Origin of the sequence: Dyadobacter flavalbus, from assembly GCF_006149045.1 — a bacterium.
Classification (GTDB): domain Bacteria; phylum Bacteroidota; class Bacteroidia; order Cytophagales; family Spirosomataceae; genus Dyadobacter; species Dyadobacter flavalbus.
In genome coordinates this window covers 498,982-520,772 of record NZ_VBSN01000049.1, presented here as the reverse complement: position 1 = coordinate 520,772, position 21,791 = coordinate 498,982, and the positions used below count along the sequence as shown (strand labels likewise).

The window sequence follows — 21,791 nt, the reverse complement described above, 5'->3', positions numbered from 1 at the left end:
CATTGACTTTAGAACAAAAGGTTAGTTCCCTCCGTAATCCCTGCTCCGGTCACGCCAGACAGAATGTGGGTGCGGGGTATTGCGTACAATAACGCCTCCCTGATAGGAGAATTCGATCCAAACACTGGGGCCGTCGATACGTACGTAGTCATTTTGTGATGCAACGGTTGTTGTTCCCGAGTAGGAAATGTAGGTGTCGGCCAGTTCGTTGGTGTAGGTAGCCAGTATCGATGCAGCAGAAGCCTGATCCAGGTCATTGACATAAAGCCTGATAGCATTCAGAACGAGTTCCTGTTTGGCCGCAGTCAGGGAGCCGACCTGTAACCCTGATTTGGTTGAAGGGAAAGATCCGTCCTTGCCCGGACCCAGCAATATATCCGAAAAGGTGCTGGAAAGTTTTGCTGTTGCCTGCTCAGCAGTACTTAGTCCGCCCAGCATCGTAGCAAATACGGCTCTTTCCTGCTCGAAAGGCTGGTAGGTATTACCATTTGCTGTTACCGCGCTTGCCGGTTCAACGCCACGGAAAGCAGGTGTCACGCCAGTCAGCTTGCCGCTGTTGAAAGTATAGGGTTGTGTATAGTGATGGCCTGTAAAAAGGATTTCCCAGAGCCCTGTTGCGCTTGGCGTCCCCAGAAATGCCAGATAATATTCACCCGCCCCGTAATCGGAACCGCCACCGATGGTGTTCAGATAATCGTCCGCTACCAGGTTGCCCAGCATTTCGTCATAGCCTTCATTGCTTGTGCTTACATCCAGCAAAGCCACCATCAGGTCCCGAAATGCAGCCAATTGTGAGTCATTGAGTGATCCCAGCTTAATCCCGATCCGGCTCGACAAGCCTGCCGGAAGATTGGACCATTTTTTAGCATTGGTTTGGCTGTAAGTCAGCTGCATGGTGGCAACCTGGCTGCTGCTCAGCGTTGCCTTGAAGGCTTCGGCAAGGCAAACGGCTCTGGCCACGCCAGTGGAAGTACTGCAAGCGGTGTTACCGCTGGTTGTTGTAAGCAATGCCGCTGTGATTGAAGACGAAGTGCTGCCGGTTTCCGGCGTAACGCCGGTATCATCTGAGCTGCAGGCCAACGTAAAAATGGTAAAAAAGATCAGGCCCCATCCTGATTTTAGAATTGCTTTCATCTGTCTGATTGATAAGTGAATAATAGTTCGCTGTTTATCTATGATTCAAATTTCGCAGGTGAGGACAAAAGTGTGAGAAAGTTGTGGCTAATCAGGCGAATGTGGTGGCCAAGAAGATTGCATTGTTATCAATGAAGCAAAATCTGGGGCAGGTATTAGTTAAGAAATCTTGTAGTAAAATCGTTTTCGTAGCTGTTGCCGATTGGGATCTCTTCATCTCCAATGGCGATGATCTTGCTGCGGACACCCTGGATTTTGTCCAATGCAACAATGTAGGAACGGTGCACGCGCAAAAAGTTTGTGTGAGGCAATTTATCCAGCATCGCTTTCATGGTCATACGCACCACCAGGGGACGCGTGTTACGGATATGGATTTTGAGATAATTATCCAGGCCTTCAATAAAAAGAATATCATTAAGCCCGACTTTTACCAGGCCATAATCCACCCGGAAAAAAACATGAGCCGGTTCACCGTCAGTGGCTGTGCCAGCCGTCTGCCGCAATGCCTGTAAACGCTGTTGTGCCCTTTGGACAGCCGCCGTAAAACGCTCAAATGTAAAAGGTTTAAGAAGGTAATCCACTGCCTGCACTTCGTAACTTTCAACGGCAAATTCGCTGTACGCGGTCGTGAAAATAACTGCGGTTTGCCGGCCAACGGTTTTTGCAAATTGCAAGCCGGATTCTTTGGGCATGTTGATATCCAGGAAAATCAGGTCAACCGGGTTGCTTTCCATGTACAAACGGGCTTCGCCGGTGCGGGTAAAGGTTTTTAGGGAAGTAATGGTTTCCAATCTGCTGCAAAAAGCATCGATGACGTCCAGTGCAGGCCGCTCATCATCCAGCGCAATGGCTTTTATCATGTCAGTGTGAGATTTAAGGTGACGCGGAACTGTCTGCCTGTATCATCAATAGCCAGCTCATGCGCAGCCGGATAGATCAGTCTAAGCCGTTCTTTTGTGTTCGCCAGGCCAATGCCGGTGGAGGCTTCCATCTCATTTACCTGTACTTTGTTGTTTGCTACTAACAATTGCAAGCCGCTTTCATCCATCTTAATATGAATGTCAATCGGAGAATCTTCTTCAGGATTGACACCATATTTAAAAGCATTTTCAATAAAAGAAAAAAGGATCAATGGGGCGATCTGAAGCCCGTTTGTATCCCCATCCAGCCGGTAGTTCACCTTTACAGCATCCCTTAACCTGGCTTTTTGCAGCCCGATGTAGTTATGGATATAGTTTAATTCCGTCACCAGTGCCACGTGCTCACGGTTGGCATCACGGATAATGTACCGGAGAAATTCGGAAAGCTGCACGATTGTATCTGCCGTACGCTCATCATTCCGGATTGCCAAAGCATAAATACTGTTGAGGGTATTAAATAGAAAATGGGGCTGGATCTGGGCTTTCAGTTGCCGAAGCTCGGCCTGCAGCTGGTCATTTTCAACCTTGTGAAGCCGGTTGGTTGCCTGGATAAGAATCGATATCAGCGAACTTACACTGCCTATGAGAAAAAAGATGGCCAGTTTTGACGGTAAAATCCAGGACATAGTTGGCGGTTCTCCACGGGGTCGACCCCCGCCGGGCGGGCCTTGTGGCCGGAAAGGCTTCTTTGAAGGATAATCACTGAAAAAGTCAGGCGGCCCGCCGGGCATCCTGCTTTTATTTTCGCGCATATTCAGAGGTTTGCCGTTTGAATCACCAAACATCATTTCAGCTACAAAAATTTGCCGTGCCCAGGCACCGATTGTATTTTCCTGCGGCGACTGGAAAAATACCCATTGCTCAATACGGTAGGGCAGGTACACTGCCCCCAAAATACAACATATGGTAATAAGAATGTAGCGCCGGTATTGCTTGTTTAAAAACCAGCGCGGAACAAAAACCGTATGGTTGTAATAGGTGAACAGGATCAGGAAAACATAAGCTATTGCATTCTGCACCAAATGTTCATGGGGGGCCAGCGGCTGCCAGCTCGCCCCTGTACTTACAAAATACAGGATAGGAAGAATTCCTAAAGCTGCCCCGATTAACAGCGGTGTGCCTATTTTTTTTAAGAATTCCATTCGTACAAATCAGTCATAAACGGTCCAGCAGTCTGAATTTCTGTTTTTGAATTGGCTACTGGAGATCAAATTATAAAATGTTACTTACATCTTTGCCGCAGGTGCGGATATTGGACGGTTATTAAATCTTGCAGCTGCAATCGGGCCCGTGAAAAATGCGATCTTACCGTGGCAGCATTAATTTGCAATAAGACAGCAATTTCTTTCAAAGAGTAGCCATCCACGACATTCAATAAGAATACTGTTTTATAAATGGGTTTAAGCTGCTGAATCACTTCCATGATTTCCTGGGCAGCGATGTCCCCAATTACATCGTCATCAATACTGCAGTCAATAAAATCATCATAACCAGTTTGGTAATCCAGGTATTTTCGGTTTTTTCGGTAATGGCTAATGGCCGTATTAACGAGAATGGTCCGAAGCCAGGCCTTAAAAGGTTGTAAACGGTCGTATTTGTCAAGATTTTTAAAAACCTTCAAAAATCCTTCATTAAGGACTTCATCTGCATCTTGCGAGCAGTTGGTGTAGCGCTGGCAAATGCTTTTGCTGTATCCAAAGTATCTTTTGAAAAGCTCACGCTGGGCTGATTGGTTGCCCTGGATGCAGGCATCTAAAACAGAGTCGACATTATTAGGATCAAAGATGACCCTGAGCATAAAACCATGCATAAAACTTCCTTTTTTAATACGTATGCAAGTTTAGCTGCTAAGGCAATGGGGTAGGGAAAAGAAGTGACTAATAAAGGGAATGTTGTGGTTAAAATCAATTTCATGGACCAAGCAACAACAGGATGTCTATTTTATATGGTGACCGGATGGGCAAATACTACATGCTGTTACTTTACAGATTGAGTGGCCAGCATAATTACTCATATGGTCTCATCCAGTTGAATAAAATTTTACATCCTGGCCTAAACCAGTCATTAAATCTATGCAGGTGCCGCATCACTTTGGGGTAGTCTGCATGGCAATGCTCAGGCCTTTAATAAAAAATACAGGTTTATCTATAAAGATCCGCATTGTGTTTGTTTGAAGGTATTTTATACAACTGATCTGAAAGGAGTAGAAAATATTATGCTTATTCATGCTTTCATTTGCATGATGATCATGGATGAAAAATATGTATTTTGAATATACTGTAATCACTTACGCCCAAATGAATTCAGGTATAATGTAAAGTGGATGCAACACAGATTCAGGAATGTACGTATAACGTTTCATAGCGCCTGTCATCCGCGGTTTAGTTGGTGACTTATAAATTAGGAGTTGCTTTTAACAGGTAAGATACACGCGGTTTTTTTGAGTCAAAGTACAACGTATACTAGCAGGAGTTTGGATCTGAGCGGTACTATAATTAAATATTGTGCATTGGTAACAGGTTTCCAAAAACAAAACGACATGGCAGCTGTAGTTTTCTGTTCCATACTGAAATTGTCCATTCTAACTGCATAACCTAATGGTGTATCATTTGTTTTGAAATCAAATTATGGCATTTAAAATAAGGTAATTGATGAAACTACTGTTACACTTCTTGTTTTGTTTATGGCTGGGTACTGCTCTTGTTTTTGGACAAGTAAATTGTGATAACATCGGTTTTGAACAGGGAAACTTGACGGGATGGATTACCAGTTACGGAACCGTTACAGATCTGAATCAGAAGACGATATATCAGAATGAGGTCAACGGGACACAAAATAATGAACATTTTGTTACCAGTCTGAGTGACGGGAACGATCCGAAGGTTCCGGCAGTTCCAATGGTTGCACCCGGCAGCACACATTCGATCCGTATTGGAAACGTGACAGAAGGAAGTCATTTTTCAAGAATTCGATCCAGTTATCTGGTCACTGAGGTCAATACATTGTTTCAGTACAAATTTGCTGTTATTCTACAGAATACAACCGAGAACGGAGGGGCGGCTACGCATGAACCCTACCAGAAACCCGGATTCAACATACTGATCTACGATAGTAACGGTGCTGAATTATCTTGCAGCAATTATGACATTCAGCTTCAGGGAAGCAATACCGTTGATGGCTTTTCTACTTCCGAAGATATTCAGTACAGAAACTGGACAACCGGTGCAATTGATCTCAGAAACTACGTCGGCAAATCACTGACTATTGTGGTTACTGCACACGGATGCACGCGCAGAAGGCACTTTGGCTATGCTTATTTTGATGCAGAATGTCTGAAATCGGAAATTCAGGCGGCTACCTCCTGTCCGGATGAAAACGGCAATCTGACCTTAATGGCACCGACAGGATTTGCAAAATATACATGGAGTAACGGACAAACCGGCCAGAATATCAGTGTAAAGGCCAATCTTGGTGATACCTATCATGTAAGCCTGATTCCGCTCGGAAGCCTGAATGAATCCTGTGCGCTTAACCTGGATTATACCATTAATTTTAAACAAAGCAGTGCTTCCATTTCAAGGACCATTTGTGAAGGCGGGCAGGTGGCAGTAGGAGATACGGTTTACAAAACCAGCGGTACTTTTGTAAGGAATGTAAGTAAAAGTAATGTTTGCGACAGCACCGTTACACTTACGCTTACCGTTAACAAAGCTGTAAAATACACGCAAAATATTCGCATTTGTGAAGGTGACAGCATCATTGTCGGAGATACAGCTTATGCTGATACCGGTACATATATTAAAAATATCCCGCAGAGCACCGGCTGTGACAGTATCGTAACGACCAATCTGGAAGTAATAAAAATCGGGCTTTCAGTAGATCCGATCCTTTCAATCATACAGGGTGACAGTGTTCAGATAAAAACTTTGCTGGAACCTTCCGGGAATTACACCTTTGTATGGAGTCCGCCGGCAAATCTTTCCTGTACAGATTGTCCTCAGCCCTGGTCTTCTCCGGATGCTTCCACGGTGTATAATGTAAGTATAGGCAGTGAAGACCAAACCTGTCATGTGAATGCATCCGTTAAAGTTCTGGTAAAGCCCTGCGGTATCTCCATACCCGATGCTTTTTCACCGAATCAGGATCAGGTCAATGAAGTATTTTATGTTTTCGGAGACGCTTGTGTCAGGCGGATCAAAGAAATGATTATCTACAATCGCTGGGGTGAAGTTGTTTTTCGTAACAGCAATTTTAACGCTTCGGATCCTGCTCAGGGTTGGAATGGAACTTATCACGGGAAGTTCACGCCGTCAGGCGTGTATCCCTACAAAATTAAAGTAGAGCTGAATAGTGGAAACTTGCGCGATTATACAGGTGCGGTAAATTTACTTAAATAATAAACCCAAAAGGCACGACATCATTGCCCTACGCCGGCAGGAATTGGATATGCATTGAAGTAGGCATGTTTATAGCAAGAAATTAATCCGGCAAAAGAGTTTGAGCTTGACCTGGAACAGATCAGCTTTACGCTGAACGGAGTTGGAATGATAGCAAGCCATGAATTGTGCAAAATCATTTTTAAATTTTGCATCAGATAGCTGTCTGATGGCGTAAAATGTTGTGAGAATAACAACAACAACGGCACCAATCTACCTTATTATGACTTCCACTTTCAGATTAACCCACTTCGTCAACGTCCGCATCATTGCTTTTCTTTTGGCCACTTTTCTCATTTCCTGCTCGAAAGAAGACGAATCGGTAACGCCCGCCGGCACGAATGCGGACGATTCCGCAAGCATCGACAGTGTTTCCACGGTCTCTGCCGCAATGGAAGGAAATACGGATCCGGCCGCAGACGAGGAAGACATTCTGGCAAATTCTACATTTTCTTCCATTGTCTCCATTCAATATGGGACAGCCATAACCATAACAAATCCGCTGGCCGGTGCCGGAGTGAGTGTTACGCAAGTTAATGGCGATGTCACAATTACTTCAACCGCTGCGGAAGTCGAATATTTGGTTTCAGGCACAACTGCGAATGGTTCGCTGAAAATTTACAGTGACAAGAAGTTTAAACTAACTTTTAATGGCGCTGCCATCACCAACACGGACGGACCGGCCATTAATATTCAGTCCAAAAAAAGAGCATTCGTTGTACTGAATGAAAATACAACCAACACACTAACCGACGGGACTAGCTATGTGGCCAGTGGTGACGAGGATATGAAAAGTACCTTGTTCAGCGAGGGCCAGTTGATTTTCAGCGGAACCGGAACGCTGAATGTAAAAGGAAATTACAAACACGCTATTTGCAGCGATGACTATATCCGGGTAATCGGTGGCATCATTAATGTAACCGGCGCCGCATCAGACGGTATCCATGCAAACGACGCATTTATTGCTGACGGAGGTACATTAAATATCACCACTTCCGGCGACGGGATCCAGTGTGAAGAAGGATTTATTGTTATCAATAACGGCAGCTTTGCAATTAACGTGGCCGACAAAGCCATAACGGCTAATTGGGATACAGATACCAGTATCGATCCCTACGTGACCATTAATGGTGGCACATTTGTAATCAATTCTTCGGCAGGTGAGGGCATTGAAAGCAAGAGTACATTAACGATCAACGATGGGAGTTTTACAATCAAAACCGCCGACGATGGATTAAATGCCGGAACGAAGCTAAATATCAATGGCGGCAATTTGTACGTGTACAGTACTTCCAACGACGGAATTGACAGTAACGGACCGATGACGATTACGGGTGGGAAAATCATTTCAATTGGTGCGGCATCGCCGGAAGAAGGATTTGACTGCGACCGCAATGCATTTAAAGTAACTGGTGGGATCATGGTGGGGATAGGAGGGAGCACCAGCTCGCCTACGGCGAATGCGAGTACGCAGCCGTCTGTGATCCTGGGTGGCGGATCGGCAAACCAGATCTACCATATCCGTTCGGTGAACGGTGCCGAAGCGCTGACTTTTACCGTTCCGAGAACCTTTACAACGATGCTTTTTTCAAGTCCAAAGCTGAAACTGAATACATCTTACAATGTGTACACTGGCGGAAGTGTAGCCAGCGGCATCGATTACAACGGACTGTTTTCGGCTGGAAACTATACGGATGGAACAAAAAGCACGTTGTTTACAACAAGTTCAATGGTTACCATTGCCGGAGGCAGCCAGAGGCCCGGCAGGTAATTATCTTTTGCAAACCGGATGGGTTAAAGGAAAGTGTCGAATGACCAGGCAATATGTATCTGAAGTACTTCCTACTTTTCGGACCATCAGTTGATCATTGATAATTAAATTTAAGCGGCCTTCAGATAAATATTTACTGGTTTTTTACGACAGATACCTTGATACTTCCTGAAATTGCAACATTTAATAAAATGATTGATCCTTGATATAGGTCAAGACCATTTTTTCAGGATTCAAATAGTTGTATTTTGTCGCCCGGGGCCCTCGGTTAATCGTCCGGAACCAACGCTCAATTCCATTGCGGCAATGAAGGCGTTATCAGTTGGTCTACCTATTCTGTTCTGCGAATTCTAAGCTAAAAACAAGGAAATTCATATAAATTTACCATTTACCAGGATGCTACTTGCAGATAGCCTGTTATTTCACAAATCAATATCTCAATGCTAACTATGCGCCTAAATTATTGAGACAATGCTAATCAAACTGAATCCTATTGTCAAGTGTAAGTGTCTCTGAATTACAGCCAATTTAGAGTTGGTTCATTTCGTAGCGTTATTGTATTTCAATTGTTAAAATTCTCCCCTTACCATTATTGATTTTAAACAACTAATCGGGCTGATGAAAATCCTTTGTTTTCATAAGTTTCAGTATTAAATTTAAGCCAAGTTGCAGTCAAAAAATTCTTGTTGAGCAATTCGGTGAGCAGACTTTTTAAGATGTTATAAGTTGCTGATTTAAAGTAGTATTGAAGGTGAGTTTAACTCCCTCTCTCTGCTTAATGCCCTTCTTGGTGTCAGGAGGGGCATTTTTAGTTTTCGGGACAAATGAATTGAACGATATGGTTAAAGATCACAACACACACTTACCTTACAAAAGGGCCGTTCTCCGGGACAGGCCATCAGTGTCCATTTAAACAGGCTTCATCTGAAAATGCTTGAAACAACCAATGTAGCAAGAATTCAGCATTTACCCAAATCTTTGCTTTGTCCAGTTTAAGAAGGTTGAATTAAGTTAATAAACTTAACCGATGGTCTCAATTTTGGGGAGTATTACATACTGCCCGACATACAGGCTGCATAAAAAGCCAGTTGCCGATTTATTTTCTATAAACGTAATTTTCTTGAAACAGATGCAACCTCTTGCTCTCCATGTAGTGTCAAAGGTTTTAAGCTCGTTTATCAGATGGCTCCTCAATACATGCAACCTCGCTGATATGCTAGCCGTCATAAACAGAAAAATAAAGCATCGCGAATGATTCCGCTATGCAGTCATAATTTTAACATCCACTTATTACCCGTAATCAGAAGCGCGTTCCATCTATGAAAGCCCTTTTAATCTCATTGACGATTACAATTCTCTTATCTGCTTGTAACGCGATAACCGATCCGGCACCTGAGGATCCCCTGGTTCCTGCCAGCGTCATGCAATTGGTCGAAAAGTCTTTTGATAATCCTGAAAACGTGGTATTCACCGAAATCCTGGAAAACAAAATCTGGAATGTTGAACTTGAATCCCGGGCAAAAAAGTACAATTCGGTTTTAAGCCCGAACAGCATTAAAGTCTCTTACCGCCTTACTGGAACCGATGTGCCCGACAGCCTGCGAAATCTTCTGAATACGAGCGTAATAAAAGGCGGCACTCTTTCCGGTTTCAAACAGGAAGAATATATTTCGTTTAGTGATTTTAGTTATGAAAAAACTTATTTGGCCGATTATATATGGAAGGGTAAACCTTATGTATTGAAATGGGGAGCTACATTTCGCGGTGGGCCAAAGATGGTTTACGATCTGGAAATGTCTCCGTTCAAGTCAAGATTTCCCACTGCCGATCTGGATGATATGCCGGAATTATTGAAGCAGTATTTTCAGAAAAAGGGATTTCAGTTCCTGCGTGCAACTGTTTTTATGGATACGGATTTCAGAAAAACATATCAGGTATGGTTGCATAAAACAAATGCTGATTTTCAGTTGCTCTTTGATCAGGATTGTAATTTGATTGCCGGCTCAGACCAGTCTGTCCGCGTCGATGACGTACGTGAACTGCCTGAAAATATAAGGTCCTATATCAGCAGTGCCAATGCGAACAAGGACTACGGGTTTGAGGCCGAAATTACGGGGATGAGCAGAAGTGAGCTGGATGGTGTGAAAAGTTATGTCCTTATTTTGCATCAGCCGAAATTACCGGACAATACAGACACCTGGTACATCCTATTGGATCAAAATGCAAAACCTTTGCTGAGCTACTATTCCTGTACACGCTATTAAGAATAATTTTTAACGCAAAGTATACAGGTCTGCCGACCCGAATTTAAAACGCCCCTGATGAGATTATTTAAATGGCGGAATTACGTCTCCCTGACCGAGCTTGTGGAAGGATGCCAGCGCCAGGAGCGAAAGGCGCAGAATCTGTTTTATGACCGGTACAAAAACAGCTTGAAAGGGGTTTGCGTCAGGTATGCCAAAACAGAAGCAGAGGCAGACGATATTTTGCAGGAAGCTTTTATAAAGATTTTCAGGAACATAGAACAGGTTTCACAACCGGAGTTGGTAGACAGATGGGTAAAATCCGCTGTTATCAGAACGGCAATTAATTATTACCATAGAATTACAAAAAAAGAATTGCTGCATTCATCTATTGAAAACTTGCAGGCAGCAATTGAAGTGGATAAATCAGTTGCAATCATTGATCAGCTGGATACAGACATTTTATTATCCGTGATCAGCAGCCTTCCCGATGGATACCGGGCAATAATCAACATGTATTTGATTGATGGATACAGCCATGCAGAAATTGGACAGATGCTTTCAATTTCAGAAGGCACATCTAAATCCCAGCTGAACCGGGGGAAAAAATTATTAATAAAAAAATTAAGGGAATTGGGCATTGAATCCTATGAAGTCACCGGAAGAAGAAGCTGATCATGAACTCGGCAAAAAGCTGCGGGAAAAACTTGAAAATTACGAAGCACCTGTGAATGAACAGGTGCGGTTGAATGTTTTTGCGGCTCTGGATAGATCTCTAAATAAATGGTACTGGTTCGCCGCGCTTGGTATATTGCTTATAATAGCCGCATTTTTTCTTGGTGAAAGGTTGAAGGATCGCTACACTGACCAAAAAGGGGCCTTATCTACGTCAGGTAAAACCAGGATTGTAATCAGAAGGAAAGATGATGCAAAATCAGTTATAAAAGATACGCATCAAAATAGTGACAAAACGCTTTCTGAGGCAAATTCAGCTGCAGCAACCACGTCTGGAATTTCAGAAAAGAAAGCAGGCATTCAAAAACAAAACAGCAAAAAAGCAGATTCTAAAAAATGCCGGCCGCTGGCCCTTGTTAAACCTTATATTTCCCGACGATACAAATTAATTCCTTTACAAACTTTTGAAGATACAGTTAAAAAAGACATTCGGAAATCTGATGCAGAAGTTAGCATAGAAGCAGGAGCCAAAACGATTCAATTGCCCGTTGATCTGGCGTTTTTGCCGGCGATTGATCAGATCGCGCCTGGCAGCTCCTCCAAACTGCCCGCTATCCCGAACGTTCTTCCAGACAAAGGCAGCAAGCCGGTTAAAAGGCCGGGGATCATGCATGGCGTAACAGCCATTTTTTCTGCTGCCGCGCTTCAAAGTTTTCAGCTGGTAGACCTGGGCCATTCCGGTTCTGAACGTATCCAGAATTTTCAGTTTGCGCCATTGTTGTCTAACAGATCCCTTTCTTACAAACTGACAGCCGGCGTGGAAAAAAAGCATACGCAGCTTTTACTCAGCTATCAATATTTAAGGAGCTGGAACGAGTATGAGATAGGGACCGATCAGGTGATTGCTGCACAAAATGATATGCATCAGTACAGCATGATTCGTCTCGGGGAAGGCCACATAGCAGATGACCGTTCGCATCTGATTGGAATCGGGATCCGGCAAAGGTTTATGGTTCCGCGGCAAATTCTGGCAACTTCCAGCTTGCATTTAGGTGTGGACTATACCCGTGTTGTACCAATTGGTCAGGATATGGTTTGGGGTAACCTGGGTTTTTACAAACGAATTTACCAATCAGACAGAAATGTGCTGGAAGCAGGACCATTTGTCCAGTACAGTTTTGCCAAACGCAATGTAGCAGGGAAGAGCTGGAAATACAGGCCTTACCAGTTCGGAGTTTCCCTCCATTTCAGGATCAGATAATGTATTTCTCTGCTGCAATGTAGCTGCCAGTCCATATCATATCAGAAGACCGCCCTGCATTTACTCCGGGCGGTCTTTTCGTTCTGAAAGGTTACTATTTGTCTTTCCAGGATGTGTTTTCTTACTCATCAGTTAGTACAGGTTCCTGTTAAGATGCTTTACAATAATGGCAGATCAGGAAAAGCAACTATGAGCCAGATCAGAGCTCAGGCCGGATCATAATATTCTCTCACTGAAGCAACCCGGAGCATATCAAATCTTGTCAATTGAATGAAGGGCGATTTACCCGGATAATAAATTTTTGGAACAGTCGTCATCCATCATTTCTCAACATTCCAAATCATTATTGTATGAAGTTTACTTATCGGCTATTGAGTTGCCTTCTGCTGCTAACGGCATTGGGCTGTCAAAAAGAAAATGGAACAGTTATGCCTGATCAGGAAGCATCGTCTTCCAGCACAGCACGAGTTTCAACGACAAATCTGCGGCTTAAGCAAATGCTTGTCAGCGGGAACAACGGAGGTTTAGGGCCTATGTTTACCACAACCTACTTTCAGTATAACCAAGGCAATCAACTTGAAAAGGCCACTGCTCCCACCAATACAATGGCAGGTAAGCTGACTTATGAATACACCTATGACCAACAGGGCCGCCTGAGTGTATACCGGGTACTTAATGAAAATTCTAATAATGAAGGTTATGTGGGCACACAGAGTAATTTTACTCGTAGTACAGGCAAGATAGTGCAATCCTATGCACGGGTGCAGGCTAATGGACAGCTACTGCCTCCCTATCTGGAACCCAACCTAAAAACAACTTACCATATAAACGGGCAGGGCCAGATCATCGAACAGATTCAGGAAGGTATTATCCGGTATGGCTCTGAGACCAGCCAGCGAGTTGTGTATACCTATGAAAACGGCAACGTTGTGAGGCAAAAGATGGTGAATGCCCAAGGTCAGACGGAGTTTACAATCAGTTATAAATATGATGACAAGGTCAATCCGTTTTATCAGAAATCCTACCTGTTTGACCCCGCACTACATTGCAGCCGCAATAATGTAGTGAGTACGCAGTTCAATAACAATTCACCACAGCTAAGAAAATATACCTACAATACGCAAGGGTTACCGATCACCCAGACCTACGTTAGCACGGGTGCTGTTCTGAAATATGTATATGAAATCTCTGAAGGATCAGCTGTGAAGTAGTAGTGCCCAGCAAAAGAAAGAGATCGTCCCAAATCGATCTGGCACGATCTCTTCTTAATGAGTAAGTTACATTATTCGATAGATCAACCTGGGATTATTTCCTGCTTTTATTGCCCAGGCACATGCAACCACCAAACGGGCGTCCCGGCGCAGCTGCTGGCAGTTCGCCCGGATGTACAGCAGGCGGAGCTGAGCTTTCGGAATGCCTTCGAGCTTACCAATGTGGCCTGTACCTATTTTTATCCGTCACTGACCATCACGGCATCGGCCGGCTTTGCGACGGCGAATACATTGGCTGGATTTTTTGCCCATACCTTTTACGGAAGCCTGATATCGGGACTTACCCAGCCGATTTTGAGTAAAGGTGAGAACCGGTGTCGCCTCCGGGCAGCGGAAGCTACGCAGGCGGAGGCTTTTTTTACCTACAAATCTACATTGCTGACGGCCGGTCAGGAAGTATCCAATGCGCTGTATTCCTACCAGATGGCCGTAGAAAAAGCGGAAAGCCGCCAGCAGCAGACAGCAGAACTGGAAAAGGCTGTTTCTTTCACAAAAGAGCTTTTGCGCTACACCTCCAATACCAATTACACCGACATGCTGACGGCCGAGCAAAATCTGCTGTCTGCCCAGCTGAATGGGGTGAGCGACCGGCTGCAACAATTGCAGGCCGTCGTACAACTTTATCGTGCATTGGGAGGCGGCTGGTGGTGAAAATGCCCGAGTCTGGTAACCCGCATCACATCGTCTGTAAATTACCGCCACACTTCCCGGCGGATTTGTATAAATTGCCTTTTTAACAAAACCCGTCGCCGTATGACACATACTACCTCCAACCCGAAGATCCACGAAGGCCGCAACCTTAAAAGATTTCGTGAAATGCTGGGTATCAAGCAGGACTTCCTGGCGTTTGAGCTTGGTGAAGACTGGAACCAGCAGAAAGTTTCACTACTCGAACTGAAAGAAAAGATTGATGCCAATATTTTAGAGCAAGTTTCGGCGATTCTTAAAATCCCGGCCGAGGCGATTCGGAATTTTGATGAGGATCAGGCGATCAATAATATAGCCTGCAATTTCTCAGGCAATGCCGTAAACAACAATGGTGTAAATATTCAGCACATTAATCCAATAGACAAGATCATTCAGCTTCACGAGGAGAAGATTGCCTTATACGAGCGGATGTTGAAGGAGAAGGATGAGATGATGGGGCGGTTGGAGCGGTTGATTGGGGAAATAAATAGGTAAACTTCATAGCTCCGAAGGAGCATCCTGTTTATAGAAATTCGGTTTTCATGAATATGTCTGCCCCGGCGGGGCCGCCTGCAAATTGGCAATCAGGCGGCCCCGCTGGGGCCGTTGCTATAAAATTTACGTCGTTCCTTCTACAAACAGGGAGCCGCTCTGCGGCTAAGCATTCATAGCTCCGAAGGAGCATCCTGTTTATAGGAATTCAATTTTCATGAATATGTCGGCCCCGGCGGGGCCGCCTGCAAATTGGCAATTAGGCGGCCCCGCCGGGCCGTTGCTATAAAATTTACGTCGTTCCTTCTACAAACAGGGAGCTGCTCTGCGGCTAAGCATTCATAGCTCCGAAGGAGCATCCTGCTATAGAAATGCGATTTTCATGAATATGTCGGCCCCGGCGGGGCCGCCTGCAAATTGGCAATTAGGCGGCTCCGCCGGGGCGTTGCTATAAAATTTACGTCGTTCCTTCTACAAACAGGGAGCCGCTCTGCGGCTAAACATTCAATATGCATTCGTCGACGGATGAAATTTACCGCCCGAGCCATTTACATGAAATTTACCTTCAAACCGCATTTGCAGCAGGAATGTGTAGGAATCGATAAAATCCAGCTCCACCTTGATTGGCACCAGCGCCATATCCCGCTGGTCGAGAATGTAGCGGTAGGCCTTGGACAGCCGCCTGACAAAGAATTGTTCCTGAATTGACGAGAAAGGCATAACGGCGCATCGTTAAAATCAATACAAAGTTCCTTCTAATGATAACACCTCACTTCCATCAACGATATAGGAACATTCGGATTTGATCCTGAAAGCCGTAGTTTTAAATGCTGGGTTGTAATCGGTTTTTCCAGCAAGATTGTTCTTCGGCTCAGGTGATTGTCGATAATTCTGCCGATGACCTGATCATTGCAGTTGGTAACTTCCACATTCGTTACACAAAATGGCATTACTGTTTCCGGGTGAACGTATATCACGTTTTCCATCGGATGATCATAATCGGTATCAAACACCAGATCGATGCGGGAAACAAGCTCAGGCTGTGCCCAGCTGATGGTTAGCATTGGATTACGGTCGCTTAGCTCAGCAGCCCATGCATTCGGCTGGGAAACAGGCCGGTGATAGTTGTTTACAAGATTTCTTGTATTAAAAGCGTCTAATGGCTCACTCAGTTTCATAGCTATATTGCGGCCTTCTGGACGGCGTTGCGGACACCAGAATTCAAATGTATCCACACCAATATCCTCGGTTGGTTCCTGTTTGCCGTAATTCGAAACGGCAGGATTGGTCGCATTGAAAAGTGAAACAACGCCCGAAATCCGTATTTCTGAATACTGGATTTTTACATCTGCATTTTTCATGAAACAGACAAAGGCATAACAGGGCTCCTCAAAAACTGCGTCCCATTCAGTTGTGATTTCCTGTTTTCCTTTTTCCAGATGAAAGCTTTTTTTCTCCAGAATCACATCCGGCGTGTGATTGAACGACTTGCTGCTTTTCCGCAGTTCCACCTCGAAATCTGTTTCCTTGTCTGCTTCGATCCAAAAAGAAACAGCAGGCATTTTCCCCGGAGTAACAGGAAGCATTTGCGCCACCGAATCTTTGACCGGAGCCCAGAAATCAGAAGGTGCAAGTTCTTTCAGTTGCAATGTGGACGAAGCCGTGATCTGCACAGCGTGATTAACCAGATTCTCGGGGTCCGTAATTTCAGTTTGTGGCAAGTATTGGCCTGCCCGCCAGAGTTCAAGTTGAAGTTCCTGCAAATACAATTGGCCAAGCTCGCGAGGTGAACAGTTGTATTTTTTGCATAAAGCAGCCGCTATGCCAACAGCCTGCCCGCCGGCAGCAGATGTTGCCATTACGCGGGTGGATGCAAAGGCAACGTGCGTAGCGCTGATAATGCGGCCTGCAATGAAGAGATTGCTGATGTTTTTGCTGTAATAACAACGGTAAGGAATCGGGTAAACGCCTTTGCTATGCCACTGGTTGCAACCCGACTGGTCGCTGTAAACGCCATCTGCCGGATGCAGGTCTATGCTCCAGCCGCCGAATGCAACCGTATCATCAAACGTTCTTTGCTCTACAATGTCCTGTTGTTTCAGCATGTAATCGCCTTCAAAACGGCGGCTTTCCCGCTTGCCGGGAATGGTGCCCACCCATTCGAGCGTCATAGTTTCAGCTTCGGGAAACGAGCCGGAATTTTTAATATAATTCCAGGCGCCGTAAACGACTTTCCACAATTCCCATTTGATTTTCTCCGTATCATGCACGGTATCAAGCCTTCCGCCATATTCCAGCCACCAGAGCCTGCAACCGAAATCTTTTGGATTAAAGGTTTTGTAACGCGGAATTTCAGTGATGTCCTGCAATGCAAAAGAAGGCGGCACAAACTTTACGGGTCTTCCGATGTCTTTGGAGTAGAAGTACATGGAATGTCCCAGCAGCTCGCCATAAGATTTGTCCGGAGCAAATTTCTCGCCAAATTCTTCCATAGATTCTGCGCCCATCCGGAAGGCTGCACCTGAAAGAAACCCGACAATGCCGTCGCCCGAAGCATCACAAAAAAGAGGAGCAGCCAAGCGGTATTGCGTGCTGTTCTGGCTGCAAAATGCATGTACCGCTGTAATAATGTCCTCGTCCGGACTGCCGGCAGGATTCTTGTCCAGATCATAAACGCTGGTATTCAGCAGAAGCGTAATGTTCTTTTCCTCTACTATTTTTTCCAATAAAACCGTGTCGAAAATCAGCGGATTTCCGTCTGGATTGCGGTAGATATTTTCCAGCATGATCTCATCGATCACGCCGCTTTCGCGTGCCCAGCGGTTATTATTGCCCATGTGCGAAGTCGCTCCCAGAATCCATAACCGGACTTCGCTCGAACAGTTTCCGCCTAAAACCGGCCGGTCCTGCACCAGAATTACTTTCATCCCGGCTCTGGCAGCCGTAATTGCCGAGCACGTTCCCGTCAACCCGCCGCCGACGATGACCAGATCAGCGGAAAGCGCAATGGTTTTTGGCGTTCTTTTATAAGTGTATTTTTCTGTTATCATGATTACTTCAATTCTAAAATCTCGTCAACGATCTTAAATCCGGTTGGTTTGTAAATGCTAATGGGAAGGTTTTTATCAAACCCTGTAGTTGGAATGGTTATCTCTTTGCTTTCCCCCGGATTCAGATTTGCAATCGGGATCTTTTTGCCATTGGCCATTAAATAATATCCGTTTACGGCATAAGAAGGGAAATCTTTTCGCGCGGTGACACGAACCGTAAGTTGCTGCTCGCCTTGTCCGCCGGCTTGAAAGCTTGCTTTTTCGAGCGTCACCGGAGCCATTTCATGCTGATGTGTTTTGTAGGCAGGCCGCAGCTCGCGGTCGGGGCGCACAATTCCCCAGGGCCGGTAACCATTCGGGTTCGTACCGTGAAAGCGGCTTTGATAATCATTGTAGGTCCACCAGGAAGCCCCGATCACATAATCCCGTTTGCGGATCTCGGCTGCGATGTCGGAAATGTGCTTTGCCTGATTAACTTCACTTTCGCCAAAATGATGTGCTTTTAAGGCAGTATTGTTCAGCCAGTTTTCTGATTTGTTGTCAGCCCGAATACCCCATTCGCTGATCAGGATTGGTTTTTCCGGATACAGTGCGTGAATGTGATCCAGTGCTTTTGCGTGATTTCCATAAGTGTTGGTCGAAACAAAGTCGACATACTGGCTTGCTTCGTCTTCCGGCTTTTTGGGTAAAGTATTCAGGCGCATGGTGGCAAAAGTGTAGAGCCGCGTGGCATCCAGCTCGCGTGCATAAGCGATCATGTCTTTTGTCCAGCGCTGACCGGCAGGCTGCTCGGACAAATATTCGTTTCCTACACTGTACGCGATAATGCTTGGATGGTTCCAGTCACGCTCGGCCATTTCCCGGAACTGCAAGCGGAATTTGGTCCGCATCGAATCATTGTCCATCTGGTTTGGCGTGAGCTGCCAGTTGCCGGCTTCGCTGATGATCAGCATGCCGTACCGGTCGGCCAGCTCATAAAAATACTCGGAAGGTGTGTAATGTGTCAGCCTTTGAAATTCCATTCCGGCTTCTTTCATCAACCTGAAATCTTTCTCTACAAGCCAGTCTGGTTCGAGCGAACCCAGGCCGGGATAATCCACTACGCGGTTTCCGCCCGCCAGTTTCAGCGGCTTTCCGTTCAGCAGCAGCCGGGTGTTCCGGATCTCTATTTTTCTGATGCCAAAGCCGGATGCAATGGTGTCTGTTCCTGCCGATGCTTTTAACTGATACAGGTTGGGGTCATCCAGGTTCCAGAGCTTCACCTGCGCCGCAGAAAGCGTGGTTTCCGATTCCAGAAAACCCGTTTGTCCCGCCGGAATGCTTGCTGATCTGCTTTTCCAGTTTAAAGAAACCGGTTTGTTCTGAAACAAAACAATGTGACTGGATTTAGCAGAATAAGCCTGTTTTGATGCATTTCGGATCCGTAGTCTGGTCTTTAAAACGGCTGTTCCTTTTTCAAGATCAGGCGTTGCTTCGATTTTGATGTTTTCGGCATAAACTTCGGGTTCAATCGTCAGGTAAACCGGACGCACAAGCCCGCCGTAGTTGAGCCATCCCATAAAAGCATCATTGACATCATTGTTATCCTTTGCGCCGGGAATGGTGCCGGTCTTCCATGTATTGTTGTTCACCGAAACGGCAAGCAGGTTATCGCCGTCTTTCAGAAAATCAGTCACATCAAAACTGAACGGCGTATAGCCGCCTTCGTGATTACCCACCTTCTGATTGTTGAGCCAAATGTGTGTTTTATAATAAGCCGCATCAAAATGCAGGATCACACGCTTTCCGCCGGTTACTTTCCAGGAAAAAGGCTTTCGGTACCAAACCGTTCCCGTGTAAAATCCATAGCGCGGATCTGCCGAAAAGCAATGCGGAACGGTTACTTTGTCAAACCGGCTGCCTTGCGCAACCTTATCCGTAAACCACTTTCCGGGGACGCCCATTTCCGCAGGGTCCAGTGCAAATGACCATTCTCCATGCAATGGAATGGCATTGGGCTGCTTGATGGTGTATTGGGAAGATGCAGGTTCGGAGATGCAAAATGCCAGAATTAAAATCAGGAATAAAGGAATTCGTTTCATGGATGTTTGGCTCAAATGAAAAATTGTCAGGCGTTGATCACTTCCGGTTCTACTTTGATTTTCCGGGAAGCATTGTAAGGAATAAGGGTTGCGATCAGGACAACGGTCGCGATTATGGCCGTTACGGTGGCACCTGACGTTGCAAACGTGCTCAGGATATACAGCATTACGGCCGTGAATAGCAGTGCAGCAGCAATCACGCGTAACCCGAAACGGTTTTGCCGCCGTATTTCCGTTGCTTCTTCCATACTGGCTTCGATCAGATTATCTATTCTTTTTTGTTCGCGGGAAATAAGATAAGTGCGGTATTCCTCGGCAATAACTCCTCTGGAGCGTGCCCACAGTTCATAAGCCAGCAGCAGCAGCAATGGAAGGCCTACGCCCACAATGGTTTCCATTCCCCGGGACAGTTTGAAATCGAGCAGAAGCGGTGCTAATACCTTAAAAATCAGGTTTACAGCAAGTCCGGTGCAGGAAACCCAAAGTGTTACTTTACTGTTCAGCCTTTTGGAAAACAATGCCCAGAGTGGCGGAGCAAGCAGCGGCCCGCCAGAAATGGCAGAAATGCTGAGCACTACTTCCACAATCCCGCCAGCTGCCGGCACCATTAATGCAATGCCGATCATTCCCAGTCCAAAAAACCAAGATGACGTGCGCGCCACCAGAATCAACTGCTTGTCGGAGGCTGCCGGATTGATCATGCCTTTGTAAATGTCATTGGTGAAAACAGCCGAAACAACATTAAGCGCCGTGTTGGCACTGGCAGAAGTGGAGAAATACATACCCGTCAGCATCAGGCCCAGTAAACCCGGAGGAAGCACCAGTTTGCAGATCATCAGGTAAGCATTCTCCGTATCAAGGCCGGTCAGCGCAGGATTGATGGCTTTATAGATCATCGGCGGAAACATCCAGATCACCGGACTGATCAGATACAATCCTGCAAACAGGTAAGCAACTTTTTTGGCCGATTTTTCGCTGTCTACACTGGTGTAACGCTGCACCATGGTCCAGTTTCCGCCAATGTAACAAATGTGATAAATGATAAAAGCCAGCACAAAGCCAAAGGTGTATTCACCGTTGAGCAGATTGAAAAAGTCATCGGGAACATTCTGCGTGAAGCCATTCCAGCCGCCAACGCGGTCGAATGACAGCGGTAATAAAATGAAAACGGCTGCGCACAGCACCACAAATTGCAGTATGTCAGTGACCATGACAGCCCAAAGTCCGCCAACTGCCGTGTAGGCGATCATAAACAAACCCAGTCCAATGGTGCAGGGCACAAGCGGCAAATCCAGCGAGGCGCTGACCAATCTTGCAACCGGATAAAGCACCGAGCCTTTTATAAAAACCGAAACAAGCGTAAAAATGAAAATGTACGTTTTCTGAACGGGCATACCCAGCCTTTCACGAATGAACTCGGCGGCGGTAAGCGCGCCGGTCCGTTTCCAGCGCGGAGCCAGATACAGACCCGTGACGAGCGCACCGATGCACATGGTCCACTGGATCGTAATGGCAACCCAGCCATGTTTATAAGCGATGGAACCCCACGCCACAAATGTGCCCGCCGAAAAGAAGCTCATAAATAAAGACAGCCCGCCGATAAACCACGGAACGGCCTCTCCGCCTGCGAAAAACGACTTAAGGTTTCGTCCGGTACGGGCAAAAAGCAGTCCGATGGCCAGTACAAAAGCGGAAAAAACAACAATTACAATGGTATCAACAGTAGTATTCATATGGGATTTGGCTGTTAGCTTTTTGGCTGTTGGCTTA

General features: G+C 45.6%; 16 protein-coding genes. 8 read left to right on the top strand and 8 right to left on the bottom strand.

Going from position 1 to position 21,791, the window contains the following annotated elements:
- Positions 1–21 precede the first annotated feature (21 nt).
- From FEM33_RS17905 to FEM33_RS17890, 4 genes are all read right to left on the bottom strand, one after another.
- Positions 22–1,134 (bottom strand): DUF3500 domain-containing protein, encoded by a 1,113-nt coding sequence (locus FEM33_RS17905; RefSeq protein ID WP_139013358.1) that lies wholly within the window; start codon positions 1,132–1,134, stop codon positions 22–24.
- Between the two features lie 155 nt (positions 1,135–1,289).
- Entirely contained in the window at positions 1,290–1,994 is a 705-nt protein-coding gene (locus tag FEM33_RS17900) for a LytR/AlgR family response regulator transcription factor (RefSeq protein ID WP_139013357.1), read from the bottom strand.
- Entirely contained in the window at positions 1,991–3,196 is a 1,206-nt protein-coding gene (locus tag FEM33_RS17895; protein ID WP_139013356.1) for a sensor histidine kinase, read from the bottom strand. Before FEM33_RS17895 ends, FEM33_RS17900 begins: the two co-directional genes overlap by 4 nt.
- Positions 3,197–3,276: 80 nt before the next feature.
- Positions 3,277–3,864: an RNA polymerase sigma factor gene (locus FEM33_RS17890; RefSeq protein ID WP_139013355.1), complete on the bottom strand. Its 588-nt coding sequence runs from the start codon at positions 3,862–3,864 to the stop codon at positions 3,277–3,279.
- An 841-nt stretch (positions 3,865–4,705) separates the two neighbouring features.
- Between FEM33_RS17890 and FEM33_RS17885 the strand changes: the two genes are divergently transcribed.
- The 8 genes from FEM33_RS17885 (at position 4,706) to FEM33_RS17850 (ending at position 14,893) form a co-directional block, all read left to right on the top strand.
- On the top strand, positions 4,706–6,451 hold the full coding sequence (locus FEM33_RS17885; RefSeq protein ID WP_139013354.1) for a T9SS type B sorting domain-containing protein: 1,746 nt from the start codon (positions 4,706–4,708) through the stop codon (positions 6,449–6,451).
- Positions 6,452–6,713: 262 nt separating this feature from the next.
- Positions 6,714–8,261, top strand: coding sequence for a carbohydrate-binding domain-containing protein (locus FEM33_RS17880; RefSeq protein WP_139013353.1), 1,548 nt, complete (start codon positions 6,714–6,716; stop codon positions 8,259–8,261).
- A gap of 1,319 nt (positions 8,262–9,580) precedes the next feature.
- Complete coding sequence (locus FEM33_RS17875; protein ID WP_139013352.1) at positions 9,581–10,525, top strand: hypothetical protein; 945 nt, start codon at positions 9,581–9,583, stop codon at positions 10,523–10,525.
- A 57-nt stretch (positions 10,526–10,582) separates the two neighbouring features.
- On the top strand, positions 10,583–11,179 hold the full coding sequence (locus tag FEM33_RS17870; protein ID WP_139013351.1) for an RNA polymerase sigma factor: 597 nt from the start codon (positions 10,583–10,585) through the stop codon (positions 11,177–11,179).
- Positions 11,154–12,440, top strand: coding sequence for a hypothetical protein (locus FEM33_RS17865; protein WP_139013350.1), 1,287 nt, complete (start codon positions 11,154–11,156; stop codon positions 12,438–12,440). Before FEM33_RS17870 ends, FEM33_RS17865 begins: the two co-directional genes overlap by 26 nt.
- 350 nt (positions 12,441–12,790) lie before the next feature.
- Positions 12,791–13,651 carry a hypothetical protein gene (locus FEM33_RS17860; protein ID WP_139013349.1) on the top strand — a complete coding sequence of 287 codons (861 nt, stop codon included), beginning with the start codon at positions 12,791–12,793 and terminating at the stop codon, positions 13,649–13,651.
- Positions 13,652–13,708: 57 nt separating this feature from the next.
- Complete coding sequence (locus tag FEM33_RS17855; RefSeq protein WP_139013348.1) at positions 13,709–14,362, top strand: TolC family protein; 654 nt, start codon at positions 13,709–13,711, stop codon at positions 14,360–14,362.
- Positions 14,363–14,464: 102 nt separating this feature from the next.
- Complete coding sequence (locus FEM33_RS17850) at positions 14,465–14,893, top strand: helix-turn-helix domain-containing protein (RefSeq protein WP_139013347.1); 429 nt, start codon at positions 14,465–14,467, stop codon at positions 14,891–14,893.
- A 501-nt stretch (positions 14,894–15,394) separates the two neighbouring features.
- Here the strand turns inward: FEM33_RS17850 and FEM33_RS17845 are convergent.
- From FEM33_RS17845 to FEM33_RS17830, 4 genes are read right to left on the bottom strand one after another with little or no spacing between them, the layout of a single operon-like run.
- On the bottom strand, positions 15,395–15,610 hold the full coding sequence (locus FEM33_RS17845) for a histidine kinase (protein WP_139013346.1): 216 nt from the start codon (positions 15,608–15,610) through the stop codon (positions 15,395–15,397).
- 35 nt (positions 15,611–15,645) lie between these two features.
- Positions 15,646–17,940: an FAD-dependent oxidoreductase gene (locus tag FEM33_RS17840; RefSeq protein ID WP_139013345.1), complete on the bottom strand. Its 2,295-nt coding sequence runs from the start codon at positions 17,938–17,940 to the stop codon at positions 15,646–15,648.
- 2 nt (positions 17,941–17,942) lie between these two features.
- Entirely contained in the window at positions 17,943–20,021 is a 2,079-nt protein-coding gene (locus FEM33_RS17835) for a glycoside hydrolase family 2 protein (RefSeq protein WP_139013344.1), read from the bottom strand.
- A gap of 26 nt (positions 20,022–20,047) precedes the next feature.
- Positions 20,048–21,754, bottom strand: a complete 1,707-nt coding sequence (locus tag FEM33_RS17830) for a sodium:solute symporter family protein (RefSeq protein WP_139013343.1) — start codon at positions 21,752–21,754, stop codon at positions 20,048–20,050.
- Between the last annotated feature and the right edge of the window lie 37 nt (positions 21,755–21,791).

Bases quoted from the DNA above. Each gene is read 5' to 3' on its own strand.
- FEM33_RS17895 (WP_139013356.1), bottom strand. From the start codon at position 3,196: ATGGAATTCTTAAAAAAAATAGGCACACCGCTGTTAATCGGGGCAGCT.
- FEM33_RS17840 (WP_139013345.1), bottom strand. From the start codon at position 17,940: ATGATAACAGAAAAATACACTTATAAAAGAACGCCAAAAACCATTGCG.
- FEM33_RS17875 (WP_139013352.1), top strand. From the start codon at position 9,581: ATGAAAGCCCTTTTAATCTCATTGACGATTACAATTCTCTTATCTGCT.
- FEM33_RS17830 (WP_139013343.1), bottom strand. From the start codon at position 21,754: ATGAATACTACTGTTGATACCATTGTAATTGTTGTTTTTTCCGCTTTT.
- FEM33_RS17850 (WP_139013347.1), top strand. From the start codon at position 14,465: ATGACACATACTACCTCCAACCCGAAGATCCACGAAGGCCGCAACCTT.
- FEM33_RS17865 (WP_139013350.1), top strand. From the start codon at position 11,154: ATGAAGTCACCGGAAGAAGAAGCTGATCATGAACTCGGCAAAAAGCTG.
- FEM33_RS17880 (WP_139013353.1), top strand. From the start codon at position 6,714: ATGACTTCCACTTTCAGATTAACCCACTTCGTCAACGTCCGCATCATT.
- FEM33_RS17860 (WP_139013349.1), top strand. From the start codon at position 12,791: ATGAAGTTTACTTATCGGCTATTGAGTTGCCTTCTGCTGCTAACGGCA.
- FEM33_RS17900 (WP_139013357.1), bottom strand. From the start codon at position 1,994: ATGATAAAAGCCATTGCGCTGGATGATGAGCGGCCTGCACTGGACGTC.
- FEM33_RS17905 (WP_139013358.1), bottom strand. From the start codon at position 1,134: ATGAAAGCAATTCTAAAATCAGGATGGGGCCTGATCTTTTTTACCATT.
- FEM33_RS17870 (WP_139013351.1), top strand. From the start codon at position 10,583: ATGAGATTATTTAAATGGCGGAATTACGTCTCCCTGACCGAGCTTGTG.
- FEM33_RS17890 (WP_139013355.1), bottom strand. From the start codon at position 3,864: ATGCATGGTTTTATGCTCAGGGTCATCTTTGATCCTAATAATGTCGAC.
- FEM33_RS17855 (WP_139013348.1), top strand. From the start codon at position 13,709: ATGAGTAAGTTACATTATTCGATAGATCAACCTGGGATTATTTCCTGC.
- FEM33_RS17835 (WP_139013344.1), bottom strand. From the start codon at position 20,021: ATGAAACGAATTCCTTTATTCCTGATTTTAATTCTGGCATTTTGCATC.
- FEM33_RS17885 (WP_139013354.1), top strand. From the start codon at position 4,706: ATGAAACTACTGTTACACTTCTTGTTTTGTTTATGGCTGGGTACTGCT.
- FEM33_RS17845 (WP_139013346.1), bottom strand. From the start codon at position 15,610: ATGCCTTTCTCGTCAATTCAGGAACAATTCTTTGTCAGGCGGCTGTCC.